Below are 24,068 nucleotides of genomic sequence, written 5' to 3'. Positions count from 1 at the left end.
ATGCAGGGTAGACGGCCGGGACTTAAAACAATTCTAATCTGCCATGATCGAACCGAAGACGTTGTTTACAGTCCAACCAACCTGCATACGCACAACGCAACCGCCTTTACTGACACTGCCAAGGATCAACATGTCGTTATTGAGGATCACTTCACTGGCTTGCCTGGCCCTGTTGCTCGGCGCCTGCCAAAGCCTCTTCACGCCCAACATGCGCACACCGCTGCAAGTCCAGCGCGATGCCTCCGAGCTGATCAAGCCAGGCTGCACCACGGCGGACTGCCCGCTGGTGAACATCGATACCGTGCATTTTCCCGATGAGCCGCGATTGGACGCCATCGTCCAGAAGACCTTGCTGCAACTGACCGTTGCCGACAGCAGCGCCTCGCCGCCTGCGTCCATTAAAGCCTATCAGGAGCAGTTCCTGAGCCAGGCCCAGGGCCGTAACAGCAGTTATCTGCAAGCCAAGGTACGCGAGCAGCATGACGGTATCGTGGTTGTCGAACTTTCCAGTTATCTGGATACCGGTGGTGCCCACGGCAACCCCGGCCGGGCGTTCATCAACTATTCGCGTCAGCAGCAGAAAGTCCTGACCCTGGCCGACATGATCATTCCGGGCAAGGAAAGCGAGTTCTGGCAGAAGGCCCAACTGGCCCACCAGGGTTGGCTGGTCTCGACCAAAATGAATGAAGACAGCGAGTTCATGAAGACCTGGCCGTTCAAGCGCACGCCACACATCGCGCTGACGTACGGCGCGGTGATCCTCAAGTACTCGGTGGATACCATCGCGCCGTATTCGATGGGTCACATCGAGCTGAAGATTCCTTACCCTCAGCTCAATGGCATCCTCAAGCCGGAACTGTTCCCCGGTCGCGGTTGATAGCACCGCCGATCAACAGCTGCAACACGCCAGCGACAACGAGCGCTGGCAGTGTTGCACCGACATTCGGGTAAAAGCCAGCCAGCAGGTGATAGGTGCTGAGCCCGCCCAGCCACGCCAGCAGACTCATCCAGCGCAAACCGCCCTCCATTACCTGACCACTGCGACGACGCAGGATGAAATGGTCGACCAGCACCACGCCGAACAGCGGCGCAAACACCGAGCCGATCAGCAGCAGAAAGTTCTGGTACTGGGCCAGCGGTGCCAGACAGGCGATCAGCGTGCAGATCACGCCGATGGTCAATGCCAGGTGCTCGACCTTGATGCGTGACAGCAAAGCACTCGATACCGCCGCCGAATGAATATCGGCGAACGCATTTTCCGTCTCATCCAGCAGAATCAGCAGCAACGGGATACCCAGACCTGCGCCGGCCAGTGCCAGCAGCAAGGCATTGACCTCGCCGCCAGGGGCGAACGCCAATGTATAGGCAACGCCCAGACCCATCAGCCAGAAGTTACCGATGAAAAAGCCTGCGGCCGTGCCGCCAAAGACGCTTTTCGCGCGTTTGCCGAAGCGCGAGTAGTCGGCAATGAGCGGCAGCCAGGACAGCGGCATGGCGATGGCGATGTCGAACCCCGAAGCAAACGGCAGTGAACCGTCCCCGGATGTCGACCACAGCGCTGCCAGATCAGCCTTGGTCAGCAGGTTCCAGGTCAGCCATGAACACGCGGCCAGCAGTATCCAGATCCCCCACTTGCGCAAGAATCGGCGCACAAAGGTCAATGGTCCGCTGACCGCCAGCAGAGTGGCCAGCGCTCCAAAAAACAGCGTCCAGAGCAGCGGGCTGGTCCACAGACTGCCCTGCGAAAAAGCCCGCTCGCCCAACAGACTGGCGGCGTCGCGCATGACGATGATCTCGAACGAACCCCAACCGATCAGTTGCAGCAGGTTCAACACTGCAGGCAGCGACGCGCCTTTGCTGCCCAGGCTGAGTTTGAGGGCTGCCATGGAAGACAAACCGGTGTCACTGCCGATCACGCCGACACTGGCGAGCAGTAAAACGCCCACCAGCGTGCCGAGGAAAATCGCCAGCAGCGAGCCGGACATGCCCAGCCCCGGTGCCAGCAAGGCCCCGGTTTGCAGCACCATCAAACCGATGCCGAGGGAAAACCACAGGGAGAACAGATCCCGCCCACCGAACACCCGCTGGCTGGCAGGGATGGGGGTGTCGGGAGAATAGGTGCCAGGTGTGTTCACGTTTGTGTCTCGTGTGGGGTGTTGATCGGTGATTCGGGATCGGACGCGGAGCTTCCAGAACAGCGCTACCACGCAGAGCGTGGGATCATCGCAATTATCGTGCGGCGCTCTGCGTCGCATGCCGTTCTGGACGCTCCGCGTCCTCCTGACGACGCAGAGCGTCGAGAACTGCATTCCCACGCTGGAGCGTGCGGAACGATAATCGCAACTATCGTGCGGCGCTCTGCGTCGCATGCCTTTCTGGACGCTCCGCGTCCTCTTGACGACGCAGAGCGTCGAGAACTGCATTCCCACGCTGGAGCGTGCGGAACGATAATCGCAACTATCGTGCGACGCTCCGAGTCGCATGCCTTTCTGGACGCTCTGCGTCCTCTTGACGACGCAGAGCGTCGAGAACTGCATTCCCACGCTGGAGCGTGCGGAACGATAATCGCAACTATCGTGCGACGCTCCGAGTCGCATGCCTTTCTGGACGCTCTGCGTCCTCTTGACGACGCAGAGCGTCGAGAACTGCATTCCCACGCTGGAGCGTGCGGAACGATAATCGCAACTATCGTGCGAAGCTCCGAGTCGTAAAGCCCAATGCTGGAGCGTAGCGATAACCGCTAGCGGTGTTCTGTCGTGCACGTACCGCTTTCTACACCTTCTTGTACAACTGGCTGCCTTCCTGCTTGAAGCGCTCGGCCTGCTCGGCCAGGCCTTTGGCGACATCGACTGCTTCGATCCGCTGGTTGGCGGCGTACTCGCGTACTTCCTGAGTGATTTTCATCGAGCAGAATTTCGGCCCGCACATGGAACAGAAATGCGCGACCTTGGCCGAGTCCTTGGGCAGGGTTTCGTCGTGGTACGAGCGCGCGGTGTCCGGGTCCAGCCCGAGGTTGAACTGGTCTTCCCAGCGGAACTCGAAACGCGCCTTGCTCAAGGCGTTATCACGGATCTGCGCCCCTGGATGGCCTTTGGCAAGGTCCGCTGCGTGGGCAGCGATCTTGTAGGTGATGATCCCGGTCTTCACGTCATCCTTGTTCGGCAGCCCCAGGTGCTCTTTGGGCGTGACGTAGCACAGCATGGCGCAACCGAACCAGCCAATCATCGCGGCACCGATGCCCGACGTGATGTGGTCATACCCCGGCGCAATATCGGTGGTCAGCGGGCCCAGAGTGTAAAACGGCGCTTCGTCGCAGCATTCCAGCTGCTTGTCCATGTTTTCCTTGATCAACTGCATCGGCACATGACCGGGGCCTTCGATCATGGTCTGCACGTCGTGCTTCCAGGCGATCTTGGTCAGTTCACCCAAGGTTTCCAACTCACCGAACTGCGCCGCATCGTTGGCGTCGGCAATCGAGCCAGGACGCAAACCATCGCCCAGCGAGAAGCTGACGTCATAAGCCTTCATGATTTCGCAAATGTCTTCGAAATGGGTGTACAGGAAGTTTTCCTGATGATGCGCCAGGCACCACTTGGCCATGATTGAACCACCACGGCTGACAATCCCGGTCACACGCTTGGCGGTCAGCGGCACATAACGCAGCAACACACCGGCGTGGATGGTGAAGTAATCAACGCCCTGCTCGGCCTGCTCGATCAGTGTGTCGCGGAACAGCTCCCAGGTCAGGTCCTCGGCCGCACCGCCGACTTTTTCCAGAGCCTGATAGATAGGCACAGTACCGATCGGCACCGGCGAGTTGCGGATGATCCATTCACGGGTTTCATGAATATGCTTGCCGGTAGACAGGTCCATGACCGTGTCAGAACCCCAGCGAATGCCCCAGGTCAGCTTGGCAACTTCCTCTTCGATGGAAGATCCCAGCGCGCTGTTACCGATGTTGCCGTTGATCTTTACCAGAAAGTTACGGCCGATAATCATCGGTTCCAGTTCGACGTGGTTGATGTTGGCCGGGATGATCGCGCGACCACGGGCGATCTCTTCGCGCACGAACTCGGCAGTAATTTCCTTCGGGATGCTCGCGCCGAAGCTGTGCCCCGCATGCTGCTGGGTCAGCAGGCCAGCGGCACGGGCTTCCTGAAGCTTCATGTTTTCGCGGATGGCAACGTATTCCATCTCGGCGGTAATGATGCCCTGACGCGCATAGTGCATCTGGCTGACGTTGGCCCCCGCCTTGGCCCGGCGCGGGTTGCGCACATGAGCAAAGCGCAGCGCAGTCAGTTCGGCGTCGCTCAGGCGTTGCTGGCCGAAGTTGGAACTCAGGCCCGCCAGGCGCTCGGTGTCGTTGCGCGAGTCGATCCACGGCGAGCGAACATCCGCCAGGCCTTTACGCACGTCGATGATCACGTTGGGGTCGGTGTACGGGCCGGAGGTGTCATAGACCGTGACCGGCGCGTTGATTTCACCGCCGAAGTCAGTCGGTGTGACGTCCAGAGTGATTTCGCGCATCGGCACGCGGATGTCCGGGCGTGAGCCCTGAACGTAGATTTTCTGCGAACGGGTAAACGGCTGTACCGATCCGGAATCGACTTGTGCCGACTCGCTCAAATGGGCTGCGTTTTTTAGTGTTGTACTCATCACGGGCTCTCCAGACATCCGGTTGCGGATTTATTGTCGGAGTGACCTGACGTGACGGATGGGTGCACCAGTGCTGGTGCTGAGTATCGAAAGGAGACGTACGCTGTTCATTTTTTGAACAATCGACCCCGGACGATACTCAAGAGGACTCGCCGGGAGACGAGAAATCTTGTTCCCTACGCAGGCGCTAACCTGATCAGGTTCAACGGGATCCGGTTTAACCGATCTCAGCCTCATAGCAAGGCACCCCGACAAGAACGCGATCAGTCTATGCCGGGGCGCGGTCGCAATGCCAGCCTATTTGCACAGGGCTCGATAAATGGCGCAAATCGCCGATTGTTGCTAAAAGAGTCTGGCTCTACACTCGCTAACCCGGTTTCGCTTAAAACCGTGATTACTTTCTTCATGAACAGGGAATGCCTCATGCTGCGCAAACTTTCGTTGGTTGTGGCCGTTTCGTTTGCGTCCAGCGGCCTGACGTGGGCAGCCGATATGCCACTGCCGACCCAGACTGGTCTGCTGAATGTCTATCAGCAGGCGGTGGACAACAATGCCGACCTTGCGGCATCCCGCGCCGATTACGATGCCCGCAAGGAAGCCGTACCGCAGGCCCGCGCCGGTTTGCTGCCGAACATTTCCGGCAGTGCACAAAGCAACAATACCCGCACCAGTATCGACCAGCCCAGAACCGTGGCCACCCGTAGCGGTAACGTCTATCAAGCCACCCTGAGCCAGCCGATCTTCCGTGCCGACCGCTGGTTCCAGTTGCAGGCCGCCGAGGCGAGCAACGAGCAGGCGGCACTCGAGCTGTCGGCTACCGAGCAGAACCTGATCCTGCAAGCGGCACAAAGCTATTTCAGCGTGCTGCGCGCCCAGGACAATCTGGCCTCGACCAAGGCCGAGGAGGCAGCGTTCAAACGCCAGCTCGATCAGGCCAACGAGCGTTTCGATGTCGGCCTGTCGGACAAGACCGACGTGTTGCAGGCGCAGGCCAGCTACGACACCTCGCGCGCCAGCCGGATTCTCGCCAAGCGCCAGGTGGATGATGCGTTTCAAGCCCTGGTGACGCTGACCAATCGGGAATACAACTCCATCGAAGGCATCGTGCATACCTTGCCTGTGCTGGCGCCAACGCCAAACGATGCCAAGGCCTGGGTCGATACCGCAGCACAACAGAACCTCAACCTGCTGGCCAGTAATTACGCGGTCAGTGCTGCCGAGGAAACCCTGCGTCAGCGCAAGGCCGGGCATGCCCCGACACTTGATGCCGTGGCGACTTATCAGCGTGGCGACAACGACGCACTGGGTTTTAGCAACCCCAATTACACCGGGCGCAATTATGGCGGCGACGTCGAGCAGCGCAGTATTGGCGTGCAGCTGAATATCCCGATCTACAGCGGTGGCCTGACCAGTTCACAGGTACGCGAAGCCTATGCGCGCCTGAGCCAGAGCGAGCAACGCCGTGAAAGCCTGCGTCGTCAGGTGGTGGAAAATACGCGCAACCTGCACCGTGCGGTGAACACCGATGTCGAGCAGGTCCAGGCCCGCAAACAGTCGATCATCTCCAACCAGAGCGCGCTGGAAGCCACCGAAATCGGTTATCAGGTTGGCACCCGCAACATCGTCGACGTGCTGGATGCGCAGCGCCAGCTGTATGCCTCGGTGCGTGACTACAACAACACGCGCTATGACTACATCCTCGACAACCTCCGCCTCAAGCAGGCAGCCGGCACACTGAGCCCGGGCGACCTGCAGGATCTGTCACGCTACCTGAAGGCCGACTACAACCCGGACAAAGACTTCCTGCCGCCCGACCTGGCAACCGCCGCGCAGAAGAACTTCGAGCGACCTGCAAAGCGCTGAGATTGCTGACCGATCTGGATGCTCTGCGCCCGACTTCAAGTCATGCAGCGCGACGCAGATTTGTGACGCGGAGCGTCACCCAAGGCATTCCCACGCTGGAGCGTAAGGAACGATAGGCGTCTGGACGAGCTCAACTATCGTGCCGACGCTCTGCGTCGGCATGCAGTTCTGGACGCTCCGCGTCCTCCGACTCAGCGCCTGCCCATCAACCGCCCGATCCCGTCGAGCAGGCGTTGCAGCGCGCCCTGATTGGCCTTCATCACAGCCAGCCCTGCATCGGCCATGCTGCGAGCCTGCTGTGGCTGGTCGAAAAGCCCCTGCACGGCGGCGGCCAGCGTGGTCGCATCGCTGACCTCTTGCAACGCGCCGGCAGTGCGCAGCATGGTGGCAATCTCGAGGAAGTTGAACAGGTGCGGGCCGCTGAGCACCGGTTTTGCCAGCGCAGCAGGCTCCAGCAGGTTGTGACCGCCGTTAGGCACCAGGCTGCCGCCCACAAAAGCGATATCGGCCAGCGCATAGAGAAACAGCAATTCGCCCATGGTATCGCCCATCAGCACCGAGACGTCCGGCGTGACAGCCTGCGCGGATGAGCGCCGAACCGTCGCAAAACCCTGCTGCTGACACAGCGCATGCACGCTGTCGAAACGCTCGGGATGACGCGGCACCAGGATCAGCAGCGCATCAGGATGGCTCGTCAATAACGTGCGATGAGCTGAAAGAACGCTTTCATCCTCGCCTGCATGGGTGCTGGCGGCGATCCATACCGGACGCTGCGTCGCCTGCCATTGCTCACGCAAGTGCGCGGCACGTTCCAGCAATTGCGGGTCGATACTCAGGTCGAACTTGATCGAACCGGTCACTGCAACGCACTCGGGACGCGCGCCCAGATCACGAAAGCGCTGCGCCTCGACTTCTGTCTGCACCGCGAACCAGGCCATTTGCGCCAGCATCGGCCGGGCAAGCTTGGCAAAACGTGCGTAGCCCCTCGCCGAGCGCTCAGAAAGCCGCGCATTGGCGAGCACCACGGGGATCCCGCGCAGGGCGCATTGGTGGATGTGGTTGGGCCACAGCTCGGTTTCCATGATGATGCCCAGCCGGGGCTGCACATGATCGAGAAAACGCCCTGCCGCCCAAGGTAAGTCATACGGCAGGTAGCAATGCTGAATGCGCGGTTCGCTGGCGAACAGCGCCTTGATTCGTTCCGAACCTGTGGGCGTCATGCAAGTCACAGTGATCGGCAGTTGGGGGTATTGCAGCAGCAGCGCGCGAATCATCGGCGCGGCCGCGATGCTTTCGCCCACTGACACCGCATGCACCCAGATACCACCGCGCTGCATGGCAGGCAGGCCGCTGGCGAACCGCTCGCCGATGCGCTGGCGATACGCCGGAGCCTTACGCGCACGTAACCACAGGCGCAGGGCAACCAGTGGCAGGCCGAGATGAAACAGTAGGGTATAAAGGGTTCTATTCATGGGCGCGGAGTTTATCAGCCCGCCATCACAAGTCGCTAGAATGCGCAGCCTGACGAAAAGGAATGCACCATGAACGCTTATTATCTGCTGGCTATCGCCGTTTGCGCGGAAGTCATCGCCACTACTTCCATGAAAGCCGTGAAAGGGTTCAGCACTCCCCTGCCGCTGTTGCTGCTGATCACTGGTTATGCGATTGCATTCTGGATGCTGATTCTGGTGATGCGCACGATCCCGGTCGGCATCACCTACGCCATCTGGTCGGGCATGGGCATCGTCATGGTGAGCATTGCGGCGTTCTTCATCTACGGCCAGAAACTCGACCTGCCCGCGTTGTTGGGCATGGCCATGATTGTGGCTGGCGTAGCCGTCATCCAGCTGTTCTCGAAAACCGCCGGGCATTGAAAAGCCGATCCTTTATAATGCTCGTACTTTTTGCTCACTGAGGTGCTCATGCCATCGGTTATTTCCACTGACGTGCTGATTGTCGGGGCTGGCGTAGCCGGTCTATGGCTCAACGCCCGGTTGCGTCGTCAAGGGTTCTCGACAGTGCTGGTAGAAAGCGCCAGCCTGGGTGGCGGGCAAAGCCTCAAGTCTCAGGGGATCATCCACGGCGGTGCCAAGTACGCGCTGCACGGCGCGCTTTCCGGTGCCTCCGAGGCCATCGCCGATATGCCGCGCCGCTGGCGTGAAGCTCTCGATGGCAAAGGCGAGCTGGACCTGTCCGGTGTACGCCTGCTGTCCGAGGCCCATTACCTGTGGTCGCCAGGCACCATCGCCGGCAATCTCACCAGCTTCTTCGCCAGCAAGGCGGTGCGCGGCCGTGTGGATCAGGTCAAGGGCGAGCAATTACCGCCCGCACTGCAAAACCCCAAATTCAAGGGCAAGGTCTATCGTCTCGCGGAACTGGTGGTCGATGTGCCGAGCCTGATCGAGCGACTCGCCGAGCTGGCCGGTGACAGCCTGCTGGCCGGTCAACACATCGAGCCGTTCTTCGAGGGCGATGAGCTGATCGGGCTGCGCGTCGATGGGCGCGATATTCATGCCCAGCGCATCGTACTCAGTGCTGGCGGTGGCAACGCCGACCTGCTCAATGCACTTGGCGTATCGCAACCGCAGATGCAGCGCCGCCCGTTGCACATGGTGCTGGTCAAGGGCCCGACCCTGAAACCGCTGTTCGCCCACTGCCTGGGTGGCGGTCCCAAGCCGCGCATCACGGTCACCACCCACCCTGCGGCTGACGGCCAGTGCGTGTGGTACCTGGGTGGCGATCTGGCTGAGGCCGAGGGCGTGGCACGCGAGCCGGACGCGCAGATCGCCGTCGCCCGCAAGGAGCTTGAAGCCCTGCTGCCGTGGGTCGACCTGAGTCAGGCACAATGGGCGACCCTGCGCGTGGACCGCGCCGAGCCTGCCCAGTCGGGGCTGGTGCGGCCAGACAACGCCTTTCTCGACAGCCAGCAACGTCTGATGATCGGCTGGCCGACCAAACTGGCACTGGCTCCGGACTTCGCTGACCGGGTTCTGTCGCAGCTTTCGAGAGATGGCATCCATCCGACACCGCAGTCACCACTGGTTGATGTACCAAGGCCGCCGATGGCCATACCTGTCTGGGATGAGCTGCTGCCATGAGCCTGAAAACCCTGCACGACCTGCATCGCCCGCTGGGCAATAGCGGCCTGAGCGTATCGCCCCTTGGCCTGGGCACCGTCAAACTGGGCCGCGACCAAGGCGTCAAATACCCCAGCGGCTTCAAGATTCCCGATGACCAGCAGGCGCAGATGCTGCTGCGCATGGCTCGCGACATGGGCATCAACCTGATCGACACTGCACCCGCCTATGGCACCAGCGAAGAGCGCCTGGGACCGCTGCTGCGCGGTCAGCGCCAGGACTGGGTGATTGTCAGCAAGGTCGGCGAAGAATTCGACAACGGTCAGTCGAGCCATGACTTCAGCGCTGAGCACACCCGCAAATCGGTCGAGCGCAGCCTGAAACGACTTGAAACCGATTTTCTCGATCTGGTGCTGGTGCATTCAGACGGCAACGACCTGGCGATCCTCAACGAGGCCGAGGTGTATCAGACCCTCGCCGACCTCAAGCGCGAAGGCAAGATTCGCGGCTTCGGCTTTTCCGGCAAGACGGTCGAAGGCGGCCTGTTGGCATTGCGCGAGGGGGATTGTGCGATGGTCACCTACAACCTCAACGAGCAAGGCGAGAAACCGGTGCTGGATTACGCTGCCGCGCACGGCAAAGGCATCCTGGTGAAGAAAGCGCTGGCCAGTGGTCATGTCTGTCTGACGCCGGGCACAGACCCGGTGCAGGCCAGTTTTCAGCTACTGTTTAAACATCCGGCGGTAGCCAGTGCTATTGTCGGCACCATCAATCCGTTGCACCTGGCGCACAACGTTGCAACTGCCGCTGCCGTGATTTGCCGTCAAGCCTGATTGAGGCGGCCGACCCCAACGCAAGAAGGAGCCGTTATGCCGCGAACACTGATCCGCAAGAACCCCAGCAACTTCAAGACCCTGCCGCTGTTTGTCGAGGCCACGCCGGAAGGCCTGAGCTATCAGAGCATCGGCATGCCGATGAACTTCGCGCAGACCTTGCAACGGCGGCGCAAGATCGACGTGCCAGACACCGAACGTTTCTCCACCGAGCTTGCCAATCTGGGGGTGTCCGTTCGCCTTACCGTCAGCTGGCAGAATCGCGATTACTGGGTGCTGGTTCGCCAGCGTCGCCAGGACCGTGGCGACGTCGTACTCAAGCTGATCTCGGGTTATGTGCCGGCCCACGAACTGACCCTGCCACTGCATACCGCCATTCAGGAAGTGGCCGAAGAGTGCATGATCGAAACGCCTCAGGGCTGGCTGAGTGGACTGTTCAAAGAGACTTGGCTGCCTGCGCCATATGCCGCTGCGCTGCATTATCGCGAGGCCATGCCCTTTCGTCTGAGTCCGCTCTCCGGCGCAGCGCGGCCGGTGCGAAGCGGCAGCCTGACACTGCTGGAGCGCCCACGGGCTTATGTGCATTTACCCACCGCGTCCTTGCAGCTGATTTACGACATGCGTCTGGAAATCCCCAAGGAAGCGCGCCCGGTCAGCCTTTTCCATGTCGATGAAGTGCTTGAAAACGATCAACTGGTCGCCCGCCTCAACCGCAGTAAACCCGACCTGTACCTGATGCCGCTGGAAAATGGAGTGCCGCTGCCCGAGCTGTACACGCTCAAGCGCGACAAACTGATCCCGGCTGGCACCCGAGGGCTGTACCTGGCCGAAAGTTTCGCCGCGCAGGATGGCTGGATCGTGCGTGAGGAACGAATTCGCTGGAAAGACTGGCTACGCCAGCAGGGCATGGCCCCACCGGCGAAGAAGTCAGGACTGAAACGCCTGACCGGAAAAGCCCGGGAGCTGCTGCACGCCATGAGCGGCAAGCTGTGAGCCTCAAGCCTTTTGATTTGCCTTGGCTTACAGCTTGCAGCTAAAAACTATCCCTGCCCGCGGATCTTCTCGACAATTGCCGTAGTCGAGCTGTTTTCCACCAGCCCCAACACACGCACATCGCCACCGTACGCCTGGACGATATCGGCACCGACCACCTGGTCAACGCCGTAATCACCGCCCTTTACCAGTACGTCCGGTTTGACGTGACTCAGCAGATTTTCAGGGGTGCCTTCAGGGAAGCTGATCACCCAGTCCACCGCACCCAACCCTGCCAGCACGGCCATACGCCGGTCGACACTGTTGATCGGACGGCCCGGCCCTTTCAGGCGGCTGACAGACGCATCATCGTTGACGGCAACGATCAGACGATCACCCTGCGCGCGCGCCTGCTCTAGGTAGGTCACATGACCTGCGTGGAGGATGTCGAAGCAGCCATTGGTGAAGACGATTTTCTCTTTGTGCGCGCGCGCATCATCGACCGCCAGCAATAGTTGCTCCAGCCCCAGCACGCCGCGCTCGGAACCTTCTTCACGCTGAATGGCGCGGCGCAGTTCCGGGGCGCTGATGGCTGCTGTACCCAGCTTGCCGACCACAATGCCTGCTGCCAGATTGGCCAGCGCCACCGCATGCGGCAGTTCCTCGCCCGCAGCAATCGCTGCTGCGAGAGTGGAAATTACCGTGTCACCGGCGCCGGTCACATCGAACACTTCGCGAGCGCGGGCTGGCAGATGCAGCGCCTGCTGATCAGGACGCAGCAGGGTCATGCCATGTTCACCACGGGTCACCAGCAGAGCGCTCAGGTCAAGCTCCTGCATCAGCTGCGCGCCTTTGGTGACCAGCTGTGCCTCGTCTTCACAATGCCCTACGATCGCTTCGAATTCGCTGAGGTTCGGCGTAATCAGGCTGGCACCGCGATAAATCGTGAAATCCTTGCCCTTGGGATCAGCCAACACCGGGATACCGCGTTTGCGGGCAGCCTGAATCAGTGCCTGATGGTTTCTCAGCGCGCCCTTGCCGTAATCGGACAGGACCAGCACCTTGATGCCATCCAGCAGGCTGTAGACCTCTGCACTCAGTGCCAGCGGGTCAGTATTGAACGCTTCTTCGAAGTCGATACGCAGTAGCTGCTGATGGCGACTGATAACACGCAGCTTGACGATAGTGGGCTGATTGGCAATGCGCTGAAAACGCGCCAGCACACCCGCTGCTTTCAGGCTGTTGGCCAGACTTTCTGCGGCCTCGTCGTCACCCGTCACACCGACCAGCGAAGCCGGTGCGCCCAGTGCAGCGATGTTCAAGGCCACGTTGGCAGCGCCGCCCGGACGGTCTTCGATTTGATCGACCTTGACCACAGGCACCGGCGCTTCAGGGGAAATACGCGAGGTGCCGCCATGCCAGTATCTGTCGAGCATCACATCGCCAACCACCAGGACAGGGGCCTGATCAAAGCGCGGCATGGATAACTTCATGGAACTACCCGTACTTTAAAAATAGACAGGGGCGGAATCTTAGCACAGGGGTTTATAACCGACAGGCTGTTGAATCACACCGCCCGAAGGCAGGCAGGCCGCAGGGGCCCGCCCGGTGAGAGCGAGGTCAGACTGCGCCGACAGGTGCCGGCTCGTCCAGACCCATGGCATGCAGACGGGCGTAATAGCCGTTCTGTGCCAACAGCTCGGTATGCGTGCCGCGCTCGACGATCTGCCCGGCGTCCATGACCAGAATCATGTCGGCCTTTTCGATGGTCGAAAGGCGGTGAGCGATGACTAGCGTGGTTCGGCCCTTCATGACGTGATCCAGGGCCGCCTGGATGTGGCGTTCGGACTCGGTGTCGAGCGCCGACGTAGCTTCATCGAGGATCAGCAGCGGTGCGTTTTTAAGCAGTGCGCGAGCAATGGCCAGACGCTGCCGCTGACCACCGGACAGCAGCACGCCGTTTTCGCCCACCTGAGTATCGAACCCCTGCGGCAACTGGTCGATGAACTCTTTGGCATAGGCATCGGCGGCGGCCGCTTCGATGTCGGCACGCGGAGCACCTGCCAGATCGCCATAGGCAATGTTGTTGGCGATCGTGTCGTTGAACAGCGTGACGTTCTGGTTGACCTGGGCTATGTGCCTGCGCAGGTTGCGCAGGCGGTAATCATTGATTTCAACGCCATCGAGCAGGATGCTGCCCATCTCGTGCCCGTAAAAACGCGGTATCAGATTGGCCAGGGTCGATTTACCGCTGCCGGAACGGCCTACCAGCGCAATCATCTGCCCAGGCGCTGCGGAGAAACTGATGTCGTTCAACACCTGACGCTCGGTCTGCGGGTAGAAGAAGCTGAGGTTCTTCACCTCCAGGTGGCCGGCCACGCGATCACGCTCGATCGTGCCGGTATCGACTTCTTCTTCCACGTCCAGTTGTTCGAAGATGCTCTCGGCACCGGCGATACCTTTCTGGATCGTCGAACTGACTTCCGACAACTGGCGAATCGGCTTGGGCAGCAGACCGGCCGCAGTGATGTAGGCAACCAGATCGCCCGCGGTGGCATCGCCTCGCAGGAACAGCACCAAAAACATCAGCACCGCCATTGCGCTGTAGATAACCAGTTGCAGCATCGGCGTGTAGATGGCGCCGGTTTTGGTCATGCGCAGTTGTTTGCGCGTGTTGCTGTCACTGGCCTGAGCGAAGCGGTCCTGTTCGTAGGACTCGCCACCGAAACTGCGTACCACGCGATAGCCCTGAATGGTTTCCGAGGCAACGTGCGTAACATCGCCCATCGCTACCTGAATCTTCTTGCTCTGCTTGCGGAATTTCTTGCTCGCACTGCCGACCATGACGGCAATCAGCGGCAGGATGGCGAGCATGACCAGAGTCAGCTTCCAGTTCATCATCAACAGGTAGATGAACAGGAACACCACGGTCAGCCCTTCACGAATCACTACTTTGATGGCATCGGTTGCCGCGCCGGTGACCATCGTGACGTTGAAAGTGATACGCGAAATCAGGTGACCGGAATTGGTGGTATCGAAGTAACGATTGGGCAACATCAGCAACTTGTTGAACAGCGCCACCCGCAGGTCATGGACCAACCCGAGAGACACCTTGGCCAGGAAGTAGTTACCCAGGAAAGAGCCAAGCCCCTGCCATGCGGCGATCAGAACGATCAGCAACGGCACTGCCTGCAACAGTTGCAGCTCACGCAGATAAGGCACATTGGGGAACAGCACGGCTTCAGGGTTGGTCAGGCCATCGACGAAGTATTTCAGGATGCCGGCAAGCATTGGCTGGGTCGAGGCGAAGATCACGAAACCAATGATGCTGAGCAGGAAGATGCCCACATACGGACGCACATAGGACAACAGACGGAAATAGATTTTCACGCTGGAAGTCGAGGACGATTCGGTGGTTGTCATGAGAATCCGTCGTATTAAAAAGAGGCCGAATTGTATCACAGCAGTTTTCGCGGCTGCCTGCTGCGGTAACATAGGCGGCTCGTCCATTCCCAAGGGTTTCTGACCGCTGCTTGAAGCCTGCAAATCCGGCTTCTGTATGACGACCAGTAGCCCTTGGGGCGTAAAAACCGGAGTATCGATGCAAGCGCTTGACCACGCCCATTACCTTGATCTGGTTCAAGGTGCCGAAGTGCTTGAAGCCGATGGCACGGGCGATAAAGTACTACGTCTGCGTGACGGCTCCATGTTGAAATTGTTTCGACGCAAACGCCTTGTCAGTTCGGCAGCCTGGTCCCCCTATGCCCAACGCTTCGCAGACAACTGTGAAACGCTGATCAAACGCGGCATTCCCTGCCCGCGCATACGCTCGGTAAGCCGCATCGCCGAAATCGAGCGCGATGCAGTGCATTATGATCCGCTGGCAGGCTTCACCCTGCGCCAGCTACTGGGCAGTGCGGTGGCCGACGACAAGCTGCGCAGGCAACTGGGAAGCTTCATTGCTCACCTGCATGAAAAGGGCATCTATTTTCGCTCGGCCCATCTGGGCAACGTTATCCTCACACCGGAAGGCACCCTTGGCCTGATCGACATTGCCGACATGAAAACCTATCGCCGCGCATTGCGCAAAAGCCTGCGCTTGCGCAACTTCAAGCACATGTTGCGCTATCAGGAAGATCGCCAATGGCTGCTGGATAACGGCAACCCGGCGTTTCTGGATGGCTACATGAGCGCTCAGAGCCTGTGCGACACCAGCGAACTGGTCCAGGCTATTCAGTAACGCTTTCACTAAAAGAATGGTGGCCGCTTTAGAAGCGGCCATTTTTTATCTTACTGCTGCTGCCTGAGCCGATGCGCCTGCACAATACGGCCCAGCACCATCGTTGCCGGTAACAACACCAGCACCCAGAGCTCATCCGGGTTACCGACCAACTGGCCACCGTCAAAGTTGAGCATCAACAGCGCGCAGGCCAGATATAGGCCCCAGGCATCACCGTTACGCAAGGCGTTCCACAGCGTCATCGCCATCACGACCAGAAACATCACCAGCGAAGCCGCGCCGGTGTAAAGCCCCAGCGACACGAAAATGTTGTGTGGATGCTGGATGGGCATACCGCCCGTCAGAGTCTGGGTGGTATAAAAATCGACACCACAACCCAGCACCCAGCCGCAGCGACGCCATTCACCGGTCATGATTTCAAACAGCTCGACGCGATAGGAGTCACCTCTGACCATCAGCAGAGCGACCCACTGCTCATCCTTCACAAGCCAGAAACCTATGGCAGCCACAACGCCCGCCACCAGCAAGGCCACGGCAGTCCGCAGTGGAAAGCGGTAAAGCGAATATGCTGTGCAGATGGCAAACAGGAAGGCTGCGCCCACCAGCGCGGTGCGGGTCTGGACGACGAAAGCCGTTAACACCAGAGTAACAAGAACTGCAGACACCGCTTCAATCCAGCGCCGCTCTCTGGCCCATAGCGGCAGTGCCAGGGCAAGGCTGCAAACCAGCCATGCGCTGGTGTAGATCACATTCTCCATACGCCCCGGAAGAATGGCCACACGCTGACCGAACTCGAATTTCCCGGTTACCCAGCTGTAAATGCTGCTGAGCAGAATGTACAGGCAGATGGCCCAGAACATGCCGCGCACGAACAAACCGCGCCGGAAGAAACCGTTTTCCGTAATACCGGCCACGACAAAGACAAACAGGCTGACGTAGACAATATGCTTGTAATACTGGAACTCCTGCGCTTGCAGCGCCGGCACCAGAAAACACGCCATGAATACAGCCCAGGCTATGCCCAGCGGCTCTGCAAACACCCCGGCGCCGCGGTACTTGATCAAGAAGAACAAGCCCGGCAAGGCGGTGAATGCGTAAAACAGATTGTTGGTGATCTTGGCTGACGGGTTAAGAATGAAACTCAGCAGGAAGGCAACAATCGCTACGGTGAAATACGTCTGTACTTTGTTGCTGGGGATTGTGATTCGGTCAACTGACATTATTGAGCAACCAACCTGTTACCAGACCAGCAAGCACAGCGATGATCAGCTTGACGCGATCACGACGCTTGCGACGCTGTTTGTCGAGCCGCTCCTGCGGCACCACCACATGCTCACCGAACCCGGTGTGCAATACGGCATCATTTTCCAGAATCAGAGCGTAACGGTTTTGCGACGCGAATAATTGTGAAAGTTTCTTCTCGCCACCATGCTCGGCATACGGCGCATGCTGCTGGTAATCAGCCAAGCGGCGCAGCCCGGGATTGAAGGAAAAACCCTGCCACTCCGGCTTGTGCGAGCCCAGTTTGTAAAACGGGATACCCTCGACCACTTCACGCTCGTTCAGGTAAACGTAAGGGCTGTGGATACGCAGATCATGATTGTAGCTGCGCAACCAGACCTGCAAGGCTTGAGGGTCGTGTTCCAGCAGCGTCATCGACTCTTCGATGAAGTGCGGGCGGTAGAAATCCCAGTCGTCTTCGCAATGGAACACCCAGGACGTTTCGATCAGCGAATAGGCCGCATCGACAGAGCGCATCTGCCCCAGCTTGGGGTTGTTGATGATGAAGCGCGTATGCGGGTGCCAGTGCTCGGGAATGCACGCCTGGACCCGGGCATCGCCGGAGTCTTCGGTAATCAGCACATGGCGTATGGGCGCAGTGTTGAAATGGTCGAACGTTTCCAGAGTGCGCTTCAACAGGTCGAACCGACCACAACTGGTGACAACCAGCGTAATGTCGCTGTTTTCGCTGAATACCATCATTCGTTCCCAATCATTGAATATTCATAATTCCCTACCATCCCAATCGTGACCGCAGGCGGTCGAGCCAGCTCATCGCCGGCATGCTGCGCAGCGGCGAATGCATTGCGTCCACGATGGCTTTTCCAAGGGCATGGAATGTAAAGCGTTCTTCGACCAAAGTCTGCCCATTACAGGATATTTCGCCGGCCAGCACGGTGTTCTCGCGCAACATCGCCAGCTTTTCACGAAGTTGGGGAATGTCGCGATAGAGCACGATGTTGTGCATGTCGACAAAGCCCAGCGCGCGATTTTCTTCAGCGCCCTGATCAAAGGCCAGCAGCACGCAACCGCAGGCCATGGCCTCGAAATTCTTGATCATGTACTCGCCCATGCCGACATCGGCACTGACGAAAAAGCGGATGCGGTTAAGGGTGTCGCAATACTCTTCCCCGGACTTGGTACGCGTGACGAGCAGATTCTCGACCTGCCCCAACTCATCCAGCAACGCCTTGCGGCCGCTGTAGGCCACACTGTTGGTGCTGCCCACGAACGCCAGTTCGATGTCACGCTCACGCGCCTGCAATTGCAACAGGCTCTGGTCATAGCCCTTGGGCACGAACACCGCGTCGAAGCCTTCCTGGCGCAGGCGCTCGCTGACCATGAACCCCGAGCAGATCACCCGCGCCCAAGGCAGCTTGCGATAGTGCGCACTGAACTTACCGGTGTATTTGCAAGGAATGTAGTTCTGGTAGGCATCGTGTTCAAGGATGACCAGGTTGGGAATCGTGCGGATGAAGCCGACCTGACGCACTTCCTGCTTGAAGCGCAGGAAAAACAGGATCCGGTCATAACGGCTGACGTCCACTTCGCGGCGGAAATAGCCACGCAGGTTGCGTTGCTCCGCGGAACTCAGCCAGCGCACATCGCATTCGCAGTGTGCCGCGATGCCGTCATAGAGACGGTCCAGAATCGCACGCTGCTCTTTCTGGACCAGAAGTAGAACTTTCATGGTTTTCCTTGCAGTACTGCGCCTGCTGAATCAGATGTCACGGCTGCGCCAGAACAACTCGTGTCGTCGCACAGCTTTGCGGAAGAATTCGTTTTCGCCTTCGGCCGGCCAGTGGCGACCGGCCAGAACGCGTTGCAACGTACGGCGCACACGGCGTTTGAACGGCATCGGCGGCAACAGGTCATGCATCATACCCAGCGCCATTGCCTTGTCGCGTTGGGCCGCAACCGATAAGTGCAGGCTGTACGGTACCAGCGGCAGACTGGCATCGAATACCGGCGGCAGGCTGATGCCACTGTAGGCATCGCCCATTGGCCAACGGTCGTTGTCGTGCAAGTGGTTGGCGTAACCGAGCACCACGTCTGGCTGCCATTCAAGACCGGCCAGCGCTTCACGCACGGCTGCCTGGGCACAGATATGGTCGGGATGCGGATCGATGGCCGGGTGCGGCATGACAATAACCTGCGGCCTGGCCTTGAGGACCAGTGCACGCAGGTCGGCGAGCAGGTTATTCCAGGTTGGCAGGCCGTCATCGCCGGGCAATGGCAGCGTATTGAACTGGCGAAAAAACCGCGTATCGGTCAGATCCGCCTCACGCGAGGCGACCGGCGTATCCGGCGCAGCCTGCATGGCGGGCAGTTGCAGGCAGAAATAGCCCAATTGCACACACTGCGACTCGGGCACCCCGCCCCAGCGCGCCACGGCGATACTGTCCCAGGCCCGCAAGCGGCCCTTCATGCGCGCAGCTTCGGCGCGCTGCATGCCCATCTGGCGATAATGTTCAGCCTCGATCTCACCGGCGGTCAGCGTGACAATCCAGGCTTCATCGGCCTGGCTGTAAAGCCCGAACGCGGCGAGCTCGGCATCGTCGGCATGCGGTGCGATGACCATGACACGCTGCTTTCGCGCATCCGCCTGACGAAACAGCCAGAGGCGCGGCGTACCAGCAAGACGACAGAAATGCCCGCGCAATTGCAGGGCACCCGCAGCCAGCGGCTCGCCAAGACCGGTCAGGTTCAGATAACGAACGCCGCAAACGCCACGCTCGAAGGCCTGCCGGTCACTCAAGGCCTGCCCCTGCAACTCCACCACCGGGTCGAGAAAACGTCCCAGCCAGGTGCTTTTTACTGTCAGTGCCAGTATCAATGTTTCGTCGCCGTTCAGTTGCACGGCGGGGTCGATCAGCAACGTGCCACCGTCCAGGCGGACGCCTGGTACTTCGCTGTCGGCCGGAAAACTGTACTGATAGTCGTCGGTGGGTGAATAAAACAGATGATCGGCAAACCAGGCCTCATGGGCGACCCATGCACAAACAGCCACGAGCGGCACCAGCCACCAGACCGTCAACACGCCGATGGCAATCAACAGCAGCAGGCCACCCAGTAACGCCAGCCGCTTGTTACGGCGATGGCGCTTGAGCAACTGTTGCTTGCGACTCAAATCTGGAACACCGGAACGGGGTTGCACCATCGGTCCTTGTACTCGCGGTCGGCACGACCAAAGGAAAAACGCAGTGATTTGCCCAAGGCGCGGGCGTTCTCCCAGGCGGACTGGGTATTGACGAAACTCAGCACGCTGCCTGGGCTGAAGTCCCGGGTTTCGGGATCGACACCGCCGTTGACGTACTCGATGCTGACCCACTGCGGCGCTTCGACGCGATACACCAGTTGAATGGCAATCGGCGCATCGTTGAGAAACACCACCGAACCGATCAGCAGTTCACGCAGCAATTCGATGACCTCGGCCTTGTGCCGGGCACCGGTGGCCTCAAAGCCCCAGCGACGCTGAAACAGATCGCAATACATACTCGCCAGCTCGGCGCTGCTGAACTCGCTGACAGGTCTTACCGTGCCGCCAGCCTCCTCCAGCAAGCGAAGTTCACGACGCTGGTTGTAACGAAATTTCTTGGACAGTTCTTCAGGCGTACGCGCCATCGCCAACGATTCGGTCTGCGGCCTGAAGGTGCTGATGCGGCCCTCGTTGAGCGCAGACACATAGCGGGCACGATGGCGGACCGGGACCTGAATATCGTCGGCCACCGGCAAAATCAGTTCGGCGTTGCCCAGGTCGAACAGGCCTTTCTTGCCGTGACGCTTGAGTTCGTCCTTGGACAGCGCCAGCGAACGCCCCCAAGTGGCAATCGCTGCCTTTACTTCGCCGCCCTGCTCCCAGGCCAGATAACGCACAGCAATACCGGAAAATTCCGACAGGCGCGCAACGACCAGCGGATGAGTGGCTACGCTGCCTCCCAACCGCTGCCATGCCTGCTCGTAAGCAGCCGCATCGATCTGCACCCAGCCACGCTCGCGCCAGCCTTTGAATCGATTGAGCATCAGGCCCCCGCCGCCAGGCTGGAGACTTGCGGCAGCCGCCAGAAGACATCGCGCACAGCATGATCGGAAAAGCGTTCGCGCAAACGCAGCAACATGCGCTCGGCGCAGTCCTGACGCTGCTCGGCGTCAAGACCGGCCATGTGTACCAGGCCGTGCGCCAGGCTGTGAACATCACCCAGCGGGAACAGCAGACCAACGTCTTCGACCACTTCCTTCGCGCCGCCGCAGGACGTTGCAACCAGTGGCACACCGGCCACCATCGCCTCCAGAAGGACCATACCGAACGGCTCGTGGTCAGAGCTCAGGGCAAATACATCGAACGCCTTGAAGTAGCGACGGGCGTCAGGCACCTGCCCAAGAAACAGCACCTGCGGACCAATGCCCAGCTCCAGCGCAAGCGCCTTGAGGTTTTCTTCCAGGCGGCCCTTGCCGAGAATCACCAGCTGGCTGTTCTCGGGAAGATTGGGCAGAGCCTCGGCAAAACCGCGCAACAGCGTGGCCTGATCCTTGTCGGGATGCAGGCGACCGACGTTGGCGACAATCCAGGCCGATGCCGACAGACCCAGCTCTGCGCGGGCATCTTCAGCGGAAAACTGACTGCCCTGCAGTTGCTCGACGTCGATCCGGTTGTACAACGTCTGAATGCGCTCGGCCGGCCACTTGGGCAGGCTGCTGCGCATGTCGTCGCGGACCGCATCGGAAACACCGAGTATGCTCAGGCGCTTGCGAAACAGGTTGGCGAACAGCTTGCGACTGCGCCGGTGGTAATCGCCGAACGCATGATGCACACCGATCACCGGCAACTTCGTCGCCAACAGGGCGATGTACACCGGCTTGAAGCGGTGCGCGATGCAAAAGCTGAACGAGCGCGTCGCGGCAATTTTGCGCAGGTCACGGATGGCACCCAGCTTCAGGCCGCGAATGGCACTGGAGCTGTATTCCATGAACAGCACTTCGTCCGAGCCGCAGTCGGCGACCACGTCGGGGTCGGCGGCGCCGGTCAGAAACACCGTCGTCACCCGATAGCCCTTGCCGGCGAACAGGCTGGCGTATTGCCGCGCGCAGTCCAGAAACGGCCCGTCATAGCCGTGACAGAACTGCAGCACGTGACGATCAGCCGAGCGTGTCATAAGCCTCGACGCCCTCTTTTACCACCAGGATGTCTTCCATGATCAGGTACTCGAGGTCCGAGCCGAAGAACATGTTCAGCGCATCGGTCGGCGAGCAGATCATCGGTTCGCCACGGCGGTTGAGCGAGGTGTTCAGGGAAACGCCATTGCCGGTCAGTTCTTCCAGCGCCTTCATCATGTCGTAGTAGCGCGGGTTGTATTCGCGCTTGAGCACCTGGGCACGGGAAGTGCCGTCTTCATGGACGACTTCCGGAACACGGGTTTTCCACTCTTCCGCCACTTCGAAGGTGAAGGTCATGAACGGTGCCGGGTGATCGATCTTGATCATCTGTGGCGCAACGGTGTCGAGCATCGACGGGCAGAAAGGCCTCCAGCGCTCGCGGAACTTGATCTGATGGTTGATACGGTCGGCTACCCCGGTAACGCTCGGGCAACCGATGATCGAGCGACCACCCAGCGCACGCGGACCGAACTCCATGCGTCCCTGGAACCAGGCAACCGGGTTGCCCTTGACCATGATTTCGGCAATCCGCTGTGGCGTATTGTCGATCTGACGCCAGACCGGCTTGCTCGGGTGACGGGCACAGGCCGCGATCACGTCTTCGTTGCTGTACGCCGGGCCAAGGTAGACGTGTTCCATCTTCTCGACCGGCACACCGCGAGCGTGGGACACATAAGCCGCGGCACCGACCGCCGTACCGGCATCGCCGGACGCAGGCTGCACGAACAGTTCCTTGACTTCAGGACGGGCAATGATCCGCTGGTTGAGTTTGACGTTCAGCGCACAGCCACCGGCGAAAGCGATCTTGCCGGTCTCCTTGAGGATGTCACCCAGGTAGTGATCCATCATCTGCAACGCGAGCTTTTCGAACAGTGCCTGCATGCTCGCGGCATAGTGAATGTAGGGCTCGTCGGCTACGTCGCCAACGCGTTTCGGGCCGAGCCACTCGATCAGCTTCGGCGAGAAGTAGAAGCCCTTGCCGTTCTCTTTGTAGCGACGCAGGCCAATGACGTTGGCCAGCTCGGTATTGATGATCAGCTCGCCGTTCTCGAACGTGGCCAGACGCGAAAAATCATACTTGCTGGCATCGCCGTACGGTGCCATGCCCATCACCTTGAATTCGCCGTCGAGCATCTCGAAACCGAGGAATTCGGTGATAGCGCCATACAGGCCGCCCAGCGAGTCCGGATCGAAGAATTCCTTGATCTTGTGGATCTTGCCGTTTTCGCCATAGCCGAAGAAGGTCGTGGCGTACTCACCCTTGCCGTCGATGCCCATGATCGCGGTTTTCTCGGTGAAACCGGAGCAGTGGTAGGCGCTGGATGCGTGGGCCAGGTGATGCTCGACCGGCTCGATCTTGATCTTTTTCGGATCGAAGCCCAGTTGCTCGAGGCACCAGACGATCTTGTTGCGGTAGCGCTTATAGCGGCGGTTGCCCATCAGCAACGCATCAAGGGCGCGATCCGGCGCGTACCAGTAGCGCTTGGCGTAGTGCCAGCGGGCCTTGCCGAACAGGCTGATCGGGGCGAACGGAATTGCAACCACGTCGACGTCCGAAGGCTTGATGCCTGCCTGTTCCAGACAGAACTTCGCCGACTCGTAGGGCATGCGGTTCTTCGCGTGTTTGTCACGAACGAAGCGCTCTTCTTCAGCCGCTGCTATCAGCTTGCCGTCGATATAAAGCGCTGCGGAAGGATCATGGCTAAGGGCGCCGGACAGGCCAAGGATCGTCAATGCCACTAGGGTCTAGCCTCTTTAGTCTGCATACAGGCGCATTGCGCCCGAGAAAAGGTGTGCCCCCGCACAGCGGGCTGAGGGCAGCTAAAGGGCGGGATTATAACGTAATGACCAAGGATTGGCTCGACGCGCTGAAATGTCATCGGGGATGCCCGCCGGACGGCGTAGGAAACATCTCTTTCTCAGCATCAATAACTATCTACGACCTGACGCCCGTTGCTTCTGATTAATTGAGGCCCATCGTCGCCGGCCCTA

Annotated in this window: 19 protein-coding genes and 1 riboswitch; of the genes, 7 read left to right on the top strand and 12 right to left on the bottom strand. The window is 59.7% G+C overall.

All coding sequences use genetic code 11. The features are described from left to right. Positions 1-130: 130 nt before the first annotated feature. The gene (locus tag LJU29_RS02410) at positions 131-877 is read left to right on the top strand and encodes an RsiV family protein (RefSeq protein WP_004654549.1); all 747 of its coding nucleotides are present in this window, start codon (positions 131-133) and stop codon (positions 875-877) included. On the opposite strand, the gene cytX is transcribed toward LJU29_RS02410, so the two are convergent. Together cytX and thiC are read right to left on the bottom strand one after the other, a co-directional pair. After that, positions 846-2,135, bottom strand: coding sequence for a putative hydroxymethylpyrimidine transporter CytX (cytX, locus tag LJU29_RS02405; protein ID WP_005752736.1), 1,290 nt, complete (start codon positions 2,133-2,135; stop codon positions 846-848). The genes LJU29_RS02410 and cytX overlap by 32 nt on opposite strands. Positions 2,136-2,772: 637 nt before the next feature. Then, on the bottom strand, positions 2,773-4,656 hold the full coding sequence (thiC, locus tag LJU29_RS02400) for a phosphomethylpyrimidine synthase ThiC (protein ID WP_257111600.1): 1,884 nt from the start codon (positions 4,654-4,656) through the stop codon (positions 2,773-2,775). Positions 4,657-4,812: 156 nt separating this feature from the next. Beyond that, positions 4,813-4,917: riboswitch (TPP riboswitch) on the bottom strand. Positions 4,918-5,079: 162 nt separating this feature from the next. Here thiC and LJU29_RS02395 point away from each other — a divergent pair. Beyond that, the gene (locus tag LJU29_RS02395; protein ID WP_005752734.1) at positions 5,080-6,519 is read left to right on the top strand and encodes a TolC family outer membrane protein; all 1,440 of its coding nucleotides are present in this window, start codon (positions 5,080-5,082) and stop codon (positions 6,517-6,519) included. Positions 6,520-6,710: 191 nt separating this feature from the next. Here the strand turns inward: LJU29_RS02395 and waaA are convergent, their stop codons facing one another. Further along, positions 6,711-7,991: a lipid IV(A) 3-deoxy-D-manno-octulosonic acid transferase gene (gene waaA / locus LJU29_RS02390; protein WP_005752733.1), complete on the bottom strand. Its 1,281-nt coding sequence runs from the start codon at positions 7,989-7,991 to the stop codon at positions 6,711-6,713. 69 nt (positions 7,992-8,060) lie between these two features. Between waaA and LJU29_RS02385 the strand changes: the two genes are divergently transcribed. Genes LJU29_RS02385 through LJU29_RS02370 form a run of 4 tightly spaced genes read left to right on the top strand, consistent with a single transcriptional unit; the run spans position 8,061 to position 11,422 of the window. After that, entirely contained in the window at positions 8,061-8,393 is a 333-nt protein-coding gene (locus LJU29_RS02385; RefSeq protein ID WP_005752732.1) for an SMR family transporter, read from the top strand. A gap of 48 nt (positions 8,394-8,441) precedes the next feature. Further along, a complete protein-coding gene (locus tag LJU29_RS02380; protein ID WP_057422464.1) occupies positions 8,442-9,617 on the top strand; it encodes an NAD(P)/FAD-dependent oxidoreductase in 1,176 nt (391 codons plus the stop codon). After that, entirely contained in the window at positions 9,614-10,429 is an 816-nt protein-coding gene (locus LJU29_RS02375; protein ID WP_005743020.1) for an aldo/keto reductase, read from the top strand. Before LJU29_RS02380 ends, LJU29_RS02375 begins: the two co-directional genes overlap by 4 nt. A 36-nt stretch (positions 10,430-10,465) precedes the next feature. Continuing rightward, positions 10,466-11,422 carry a hypothetical protein gene (locus tag LJU29_RS02370; RefSeq protein WP_002551786.1) on the top strand — a complete coding sequence of 319 codons (957 nt, stop codon included), beginning with the start codon at positions 10,466-10,468 and terminating at the stop codon, positions 11,420-11,422. 47 nt (positions 11,423-11,469) lie between these two features. Here LJU29_RS02370 and hldE read toward each other — a convergent pair whose 3' ends face one another. Beyond that, on the bottom strand, positions 11,470-12,894 hold the full coding sequence (gene hldE, locus LJU29_RS02365; protein WP_257111599.1) for a bifunctional D-glycero-beta-D-manno-heptose-7-phosphate kinase/D-glycero-beta-D-manno-heptose 1-phosphate adenylyltransferase HldE: 1,425 nt from the start codon (positions 12,892-12,894) through the stop codon (positions 11,470-11,472). Between the two features lie 127 nt (positions 12,895-13,021). Next, a complete protein-coding gene (gene msbA / locus LJU29_RS02360; RefSeq protein WP_060407199.1) occupies positions 13,022-14,824 on the bottom strand; it encodes a lipid A export permease/ATP-binding protein MsbA in 1,803 nt (600 codons plus the stop codon). Between the two features lie 178 nt (positions 14,825-15,002). On the opposite strand from msbA, the gene LJU29_RS02355 reads away from it, so the two are divergent. Further along, positions 15,003-15,641 (top strand): BUD32 family EKC/KEOPS complex subunit, encoded by a 639-nt coding sequence (locus tag LJU29_RS02355; protein ID WP_005752721.1) that lies wholly within the window; start codon positions 15,003-15,005, stop codon positions 15,639-15,641. A 50-nt stretch (positions 15,642-15,691) separates the two neighbouring features. Here LJU29_RS02355 and LJU29_RS02350 read toward each other — a convergent pair whose 3' ends face one another. From LJU29_RS02350 to LJU29_RS02320, 7 genes are read right to left on the bottom strand one after another with little or no spacing between them, the layout of a single operon-like run. Further along, on the bottom strand, positions 15,692-16,861 hold the full coding sequence (locus tag LJU29_RS02350) for an O-antigen ligase family protein (RefSeq protein ID WP_005752720.1): 1,170 nt from the start codon (positions 16,859-16,861) through the stop codon (positions 15,692-15,694). Beyond that, positions 16,851-17,624 (bottom strand): glycosyltransferase family 2 protein, encoded by a 774-nt coding sequence (locus LJU29_RS02345; RefSeq protein ID WP_005778841.1) that lies wholly within the window; start codon positions 17,622-17,624, stop codon positions 16,851-16,853. Before LJU29_RS02345 ends, LJU29_RS02350 begins: the two co-directional genes overlap by 11 nt. Positions 17,625-17,655: 31 nt before the next feature. After that, positions 17,656-18,612: a glycosyltransferase gene (locus tag LJU29_RS02340; RefSeq protein WP_005752717.1), complete on the bottom strand. Its 957-nt coding sequence runs from the start codon at positions 18,610-18,612 to the stop codon at positions 17,656-17,658. Positions 18,613-18,642: 30 nt separating this feature from the next. Then, positions 18,643-20,052: a PIG-L deacetylase family protein gene (locus tag LJU29_RS02335; RefSeq protein WP_057423952.1), complete on the bottom strand. Its 1,410-nt coding sequence runs from the start codon at positions 20,050-20,052 to the stop codon at positions 18,643-18,645. Next, complete coding sequence (locus LJU29_RS02330) at positions 20,049-20,945, bottom strand: antimicrobial resistance protein Mig-14 (protein ID WP_005731093.1); 897 nt, start codon at positions 20,943-20,945, stop codon at positions 20,049-20,051. The genes LJU29_RS02335 and LJU29_RS02330 overlap by 4 nt, the downstream gene beginning before the upstream one ends. Beyond that, on the bottom strand, positions 20,945-22,075 hold the full coding sequence (locus LJU29_RS02325) for a glycosyltransferase (RefSeq protein WP_057423950.1): 1,131 nt from the start codon (positions 22,073-22,075) through the stop codon (positions 20,945-20,947). The genes LJU29_RS02330 and LJU29_RS02325 overlap by 1 nt, the downstream gene beginning before the upstream one ends. After that, positions 22,059-23,816 (bottom strand): carbamoyltransferase family protein, encoded by a 1,758-nt coding sequence (locus LJU29_RS02320; protein ID WP_002551776.1) that lies wholly within the window; start codon positions 23,814-23,816, stop codon positions 22,059-22,061. Before LJU29_RS02320 ends, LJU29_RS02325 begins: the two co-directional genes overlap by 17 nt. Positions 23,817-24,068: the final 252 nt, after the last annotated feature.

Origin of the sequence: Pseudomonas ficuserectae (assembly GCF_024584585.1) — a bacterium.
Taxonomy (GTDB): domain Bacteria; phylum Pseudomonadota; class Gammaproteobacteria; order Pseudomonadales; family Pseudomonadaceae; genus Aquipseudomonas; species Aquipseudomonas amygdali.
This window is presented reverse-complemented; position numbering and strand designations above follow the sequence as displayed.

Excerpts from the sequence above, each read along its gene's own strand:
- LJU29_RS02410 (WP_004654549.1), top strand. The coding sequence starts at position 131 with ATGTCGTTATTGAGGATCACTTCACTGGCTTGCCTGGCCCTGTTGCTC.
- thiC (WP_257111600.1), bottom strand. The coding sequence starts at position 4,656 with ATGAGTACAACACTAAAAAACGCAGCCCATTTGAGCGAGTCGGCACAA.
- LJU29_RS02395 (WP_005752734.1), top strand. The coding sequence starts at position 5,080 with ATGCTGCGCAAACTTTCGTTGGTTGTGGCCGTTTCGTTTGCGTCCAGC.
- waaA (WP_005752733.1), bottom strand. The coding sequence starts at position 7,991 with ATGAATAGAACCCTTTATACCCTACTGTTTCATCTCGGCCTGCCACTG.
- LJU29_RS02385 (WP_005752732.1), top strand. The coding sequence starts at position 8,061 with ATGAACGCTTATTATCTGCTGGCTATCGCCGTTTGCGCGGAAGTCATC.
- LJU29_RS02380 (WP_057422464.1), top strand. The coding sequence starts at position 8,442 with ATGCCATCGGTTATTTCCACTGACGTGCTGATTGTCGGGGCTGGCGTA.
- LJU29_RS02375 (WP_005743020.1), top strand. The coding sequence starts at position 9,614 with ATGAGCCTGAAAACCCTGCACGACCTGCATCGCCCGCTGGGCAATAGC.
- LJU29_RS02370 (WP_002551786.1), top strand. The coding sequence starts at position 10,466 with ATGCCGCGAACACTGATCCGCAAGAACCCCAGCAACTTCAAGACCCTG.
- hldE (WP_257111599.1), bottom strand. The coding sequence starts at position 12,894 with ATGAAGTTATCCATGCCGCGCTTTGATCAGGCCCCTGTCCTGGTGGTT.
- msbA (WP_060407199.1), bottom strand. The coding sequence starts at position 14,824 with ATGACAACCACCGAATCGTCCTCGACTTCCAGCGTGAAAATCTATTTC.
- LJU29_RS02355 (WP_005752721.1), top strand. The coding sequence starts at position 15,003 with ATGCAAGCGCTTGACCACGCCCATTACCTTGATCTGGTTCAAGGTGCC.
- LJU29_RS02350 (WP_005752720.1), bottom strand. The coding sequence starts at position 16,861 with ATGTCAGTTGACCGAATCACAATCCCCAGCAACAAAGTACAGACGTAT.
- LJU29_RS02345 (WP_005778841.1), bottom strand. The coding sequence starts at position 17,624 with ATGATGGTATTCAGCGAAAACAGCGACATTACGCTGGTTGTCACCAGT.
- LJU29_RS02340 (WP_005752717.1), bottom strand. The coding sequence starts at position 18,612 with ATGAAAGTTCTACTTCTGGTCCAGAAAGAGCAGCGTGCGATTCTGGAC.
- LJU29_RS02330 (WP_005731093.1), bottom strand. The coding sequence starts at position 20,945 with ATGCTCAATCGATTCAAAGGCTGGCGCGAGCGTGGCTGGGTGCAGATC.
- LJU29_RS02325 (WP_057423950.1), bottom strand. The coding sequence starts at position 22,075 with ATGACACGCTCGGCTGATCGTCACGTGCTGCAGTTCTGTCACGGCTAT.